Here is a 5,336-nt window from a genome sequence, read left to right as displayed (position 1 = left end):
CCGTCGGCCTGCCCGCCGCACCCCCCAACCGACTTAGAGGCTTCGCTGATGAAGGCGTCCGACCGTCAAGAACTGGCGAAGGCGATCACCCCCGTACTGCGCAAAGAATATGGCGACCCGCCCCCGGAAGCGGATCGCCCCGTGCTGGAAACGCTGATCTTCAGCGTGCTGCTCGAGGATCTTCCGGCCCAGACCGCGGAGCAGGCGTACGAGAATCTCACCTCGACGTTCTTCGACCTGAACGAGATTCGCGTCTCGACCATCAGCGAGATCACCGCCGCTCTCAAGGGGTTGCCGCGGCCGGAGTTGCGGTCCCACCGCATCCGTACGGTGCTGCAAACGGTCTTTGAAGACGGCTATACGTTCACGCTGGAGCCGATCCGCAAGAAGTCGCTCGACCAGGGCCAAAAGGCGCTGGAAAACATTCGCGACCTGTCCACGTTCAGCCGGCAGTACACGCTGCAACACGCGCTGAGCGGGCATGCGGTGCCGGTCGACGGCACCACGGGACGGGCGGCCGTCTGGCTGGGCTTGGCCGAAGGCGACGAATCGACGGGCGACATCGACGAGATCGCGATTGCCGAGTCGCTCAAAAGCGCCATTCGCAAAGCGGATGCCCCGGAGTTCAATCATCTGCTGCGGGCGTTCGCGACGGACGAGCGATTCACGGATCACTTCGGCAAAAAGTGGGCGATCCCCGAGGGCGGCTACACCCCCGCGGACGCCGCCGATCGGCTCAAGAAGGCGCTGAAGGATCCGTCGACCGGATTGCCGCCGGCGAAGAAGAAAGCCTCCAAGCCCAAAGCGGCCGCGAAGCCGAAAGCCGCGGCGAAGCCCAAGCCGGCGGCGAAGAAGACCGACGACGCCTCCGAGGCGAAGAAGTCGGTCGCTTCGAAGACGGCCGCGAAGGCGCCGGCGAAGAAGAAGTCCGCGAAGTCGTCCGCTAAAAGCTAACCCTCGCGTCGGCTCGCCGACCGACCCCGCCGCTCGCTTCTTCTCCTGGGAGCCGCCCGATGCCGACCGCCCGATTCGCCGCGGCCCTCCTCGCCGCGGCTCTGTTGTTCTTTCCGAGCCTAGCGTCCAACCCGCTGCTGGCGCAGGACGCGGCTCCGGAACCGAGCGACGCGCCGCCGGCCGCGACGCTGGGGGAGCCGCCCTCCCCGGCGGAAGCGGCGGCGGGCCTGACGACCGGCCCGGCCGACGACCCAGCCGCGCCGGTCGAACCGCTGGCCGTTCGAAGCGAGGCGGAAGACGACCGCGTCGAAGCGACGGCCCGGTTCCTCGCCGGTCAGTTTCTGCTGCGCGACGGCGACCCCGAAGCGGCGCTGGAAGAGTTTCTCGCCGCCCGCGAACGAGACCCGGACTCCGCGGAAGTGCTGCGATCGGTCGTCGCCGTGGCGTTTGAACTGGGCCGAAACGACCTGGGTTCCGAGGTCGCCGCGGAGCTGTCCGATCGAATCCCGAACGACTGGCAGCTGGCTCGTACGCTGGCCCGCTTGAAACTCGGCGCGGGGGACGCCGCGGGGGCGCAGGCTTACCTGAAGCGGGCCGCCCTCTCCCCGGATCTGCCGACGGTCGGGCCGGAAACGGCGGAGGTGCTGCGCGGGTTCGCCGTCCTGAGCGCCGGCTTGCAGCAGATCGAGGACGCCGCGGAGGCCTACGCTCGGCTGCTGCCGCTGATGAGCGGCGCCGAAGGTGGCCTGGACTTCCGCACCCGCACCGCCCTGTTGAGCGACGAGCGGACCGCCCCCCTGACCGCCGCCCGCATCCTGTCCGGCGTCGGTCGGCACGCAGAGGCCGCGGAGGCGTTCCGCCTGGCACTGTCGCTGGAATCCGGCTCCCCCGGCAGCGTGCTCGGCACGCCGGAGGAACCCGCGGCCCGGGTTCAGCTCGCCACCGTCCTGACCGCTGCCGGGCAGCCCGCGGAGGCGCTGGAGGAACTCGACCGCCTCCTCGAAGGCGCCGCGGGCACGCCGGCCGATCCCGCCCCCGCCGTGGCCGCCGCCGCGTTAGTCATCCAGAGAGCGTTGAGGGATCTGGATCGCGAGAGCGAAATCGTCGGTCGGCTCGCCTCGCTGCGGGACCGCTTCCCGGAGAACGCCGGGTTGGCGGTCAACCTCGCCGCCGCCCGCGCCGATGCGGGCGATTTGGAAGTGGCCGAGGAGGAATTGACCGCGTGGGTGGAGAAGGAACCGGCGGTCTGGCTGGCCCTGGCGGGCGTGCGGCGCCTGCGGAGCGACGCTACCGGCTGGTTGGAGGCGCTCGCCCGCGCCCAGGCGCTCAGTCAAAGCGACACCGACGCCGAGACGATCCGGGCCGCCCGCAACAAGGAGTTTCGCGACGCCGTGTTGGACGCCGTGCCCGCGGTGGACCCGACTCCCGTGGACGAGGACGACGGCGGGATCGCCCGCGCCAAGGAGATGACGCGGGCGCAGCTCGCCGCCGTGGCAAAGCGTGCCGACGAGGTCGAGGCGGGCCTCCGCAGCGCGCTCGCCCGCGATCGGGCGCAGCGCTTCGACGTGTACCTCACCCTCATCAGCGTGCTGAGCGATCTGGACGCGAACGACCGCGCCGCCGCCGTGGCCGACGAAGCGTTGGAGGACGAGGGCTTGGATGACGCGGAACTGGGCGAACGTCGCACGGAGTTCCTCACGGTTCGGGCCGCCCTCCACCAGCAGGCCGGCAACGCCGACGCCGCGGTCGCGGCGCTGCGGGCCGCGGAGGCGCTCGCCCCGAACAACCCGTTCTTCGCCTATCAGGCCGCGATCGCCCGTCTCGTGGACGGCGACCGGCCCGCCGCGGAGCAGGAACTGGAACGCACGCTGACGCTCGCCGATCAACTGCCCAATGCCGGCGGCGACCTCGGCAAGCAGGCTCGGCAGCTTCTCTCCTCCCTGCTCGTGCAGCGGGGCGAAGTGGAACGCGGCGAGGCATTATTGGTGCGGCAACTCCAATTGACCCCCGACGACCCCGGGACGTTGAACGATCTGGGCTATCTGTGGGCGGACCGCGGCGTGAACCTGCCGCGGGCGGAACGCATGATTCGGATCGCCGTCGCCGCGGAGCCGGAGAACGCCGCATACCTCGATTCGCTCGGCTGGGTGCTGCTCAAGCGGGGTAAGGCGAAGGAGGCTCAAGCTCCGTTGGAGAAAGCGGCGAGGTTGCAGGTCGAACAGGGCCAAGGCGGGGACGGCACGATCTGGAGCCACCTCGGCGACCTCTGGGCGGCGCTCGGCGATACCCAGCAGGCCCGCGACGCCTGGGGGGCGGCGCTGCAGCGGGCGAACACCGCGGAGGTGAAGGACGAAGCGATGATCCGCTCGCTGAAGCGGAAGCTCGGCCGGGAATAACGCAGCGGTCCCCGTCGCTCGGTTTCTCCGAGCGCGGCCGCCGTTATCCTCTCCCGCCCCGTCCGCGTTCCGACTTCCCGCTTCCCACTTGTCTCATGGCCGGCCACTCTCACTGGGCGAATATCCAGCGATCCAAAGGGGTGGTGGATAAGAAGCGCGGCAAGCTGTTCGGCAAGCTCAGCCGCCTGATCATCGTCGCCGCCCGCAGCGGCGGCGCCGACCCGGACATGAACCTCCGGCTGCGATACGCGATCGACAAGGCGAAGGCCGTGTCGATGCCGAAGGACAACATCGAACGGGCCGTCAAGAAGGGCGCCGGCGAACTCGACAGCGGCGACAGCTTCGACGAGGTGATCTACGAGGGCTACGCCCCCGGCGGCGTCGCGGTGCTGTGCGAGATCCTCACGGATAACCGCAATCGCACCGCCGGCGAGATCCGCAAGGCGTTCGACCGCTTCGGCGGCAGCCTCGGCACCACCGGCTGCGTGAGCTACCTGTTCGACCCCAAGGGGGTCTTCACGATCCCCGCCTCCGCCACCGACGAAGAAACGCTGTTCGAGATCGCCCTCGAAGCCGGCGCCGAGGACGTGAAGCGCGAGGGCAGCGAGGAGGACGAAGTCTTCGAGGTGCTCTGCCCGCCGGGCGACTTCGACGCCGTGGCCGCGGCGCTCCAGGAAGCCGGCATCGAAACGCAGAATGCGGAGGTGACCCGCGTGCCGCAGAACTACGTCGATCTCGACAACGACACCGCCGGGCAGGTGCTGCGATTGATGGAAGAGTTAGAGGACCACGACGACGTGCAAACCGTCTCCGCGAACTTCAACCTGCCGGACGGGTACGAGTTGGGCTGACGACTTTCGCGAGCGATCCGCCGGTCCCGCCGCCCAGCGACAGGCTCGGGGGCCGCGTCCCCAGCCGTTCTCGCCCGCATGTCCGCTCCCCGCCTCGACTTCATCTGCGACGCCTGCGGGAAGCGGCTGTACGCCCCGCTCAAAGACGCGGGAGAAGCGGCGAACTGCCCGGGATGCGGGACGGCGGCGCCCATCCCCGCCGTCGGCTTTTCCGCGGAGGGTCCGATCGATACGACGCTCGGGTCTCTCGCGGCGGCGACCTGGGACAGCTACCGGGCGTTCGGCGGACGATTGTCGGTCTCCGTGCTGCTGGCGGGGCTGGCGTGGGCCGCGGCCGGGTTCGTCAGCGGAATGATGCTGATCGGATGCCTGTCCGGCGGTGAAGCAGCGGCGCTGGTTCTGCTGCCGGCCTGGTTCGGCGGAATGTGGGCGTGGGCGAGCGTGCTGCTGCACGGGCTGACGGGGACGCACCTCGCGGCCGCGCGGGGCTGGACCTCGGTCGGGCAAACCTTCGATCCGCCGCGTCGCGGACGGGCGGCGCTGTGCGGCGTGCCGACGATCCTGTTCCAAGCCGCGCTGAAGTGGAGCCCGCTCATCATTGCGGGGGTCTTTGTCAGCGGCATGGTCGATCGGAAGAGCTCCCTGCTGATCGGTTTCCTGCTGGGCCAAGCGGCGCCGATGGCGGCGTTCGTGCTGCTCTGGCCTGCCACTTTCCTGATTCACGACCGCCCGGACCTGACCGGCCTGCGTCCGCTGTGGGCCGCAATGACCCTGCCGTCCGGCCGGCGGGGGACGAGCGTGGCCGTCGGGCTGATCGCGTACGTGCTCCTCGCCGGGCCGCTGATCGCGTTCGATCTGATTTACCTAGCCCTTTTCTGGGACGCGGGACCGATCGGACGCACAGAATTCGAGGCGGCGCTGTGGGGATCGTTCCTACTGGCGGCGACGCTCCCGCTGCTGTTCGGTCCGCCGGCCGGGCTGCTGCTGGCTCACGCCTATGATCGGCTCGCCCGGGGGAACGCCGCGGCGATCGACCCCGAAGACGCTTCGGTCTGATCTGCCCGGCAGGTAGGAAAGGCGCCGACGGGTTCGACGCCCATCCTGTCTTCGCACGCCCCGCTCCCCCGCCCCGATG

4 protein-coding genes are annotated in these 5,336 nt (G+C 69.7%); all 4 read left to right on the top strand.

Annotation, left to right across the window (positions count from 1 at the left end; translation table 11 throughout):
- Nucleotides 1–954, top strand: a 954-nt coding sequence (locus LzC2_RS20135; protein ID WP_206678829.1) for a hypothetical protein, incomplete at its 5' end; no start/stop codon positions are given.
- A 59-nt stretch (nt 955–1,013) separates the two neighbouring features.
- Nucleotides 1,014–3,350: a tetratricopeptide repeat protein gene (locus LzC2_RS20130; protein WP_171189821.1), complete on the top strand. Its 2,337-nt coding sequence runs from the start codon at nt 1,014–1,016 to the stop codon at nt 3,348–3,350.
- A 95-nt stretch (nt 3,351–3,445) separates the two neighbouring features.
- The gene (locus tag LzC2_RS20125) at nt 3,446–4,201 is read left to right on the top strand and encodes a YebC/PmpR family DNA-binding transcriptional regulator (protein ID WP_171189820.1); all 756 of its coding nucleotides are present in this window, start codon (nt 3,446–3,448) and stop codon (nt 4,199–4,201) included.
- Nucleotides 4,202–4,279: 78 nt separating this feature from the next.
- On the top strand, nt 4,280–5,257 hold the full coding sequence (locus tag LzC2_RS20120) for an FmdB family zinc ribbon protein (RefSeq protein WP_171189819.1): 978 nt from the start codon (nt 4,280–4,282) through the stop codon (nt 5,255–5,257).
- Nucleotides 5,258–5,336 lie beyond the last annotated feature (79 nt).

It is taken from the genome of Alienimonas chondri, from assembly GCF_013036045.1.
Taxonomy (GTDB): domain Bacteria; phylum Planctomycetota; class Planctomycetia; order Planctomycetales; family Planctomycetaceae; genus Alienimonas; species Alienimonas chondri.
Note: the sequence above shows the minus strand (reverse complement) of the source record. Positions and strands in the feature narration are given on the sequence as shown.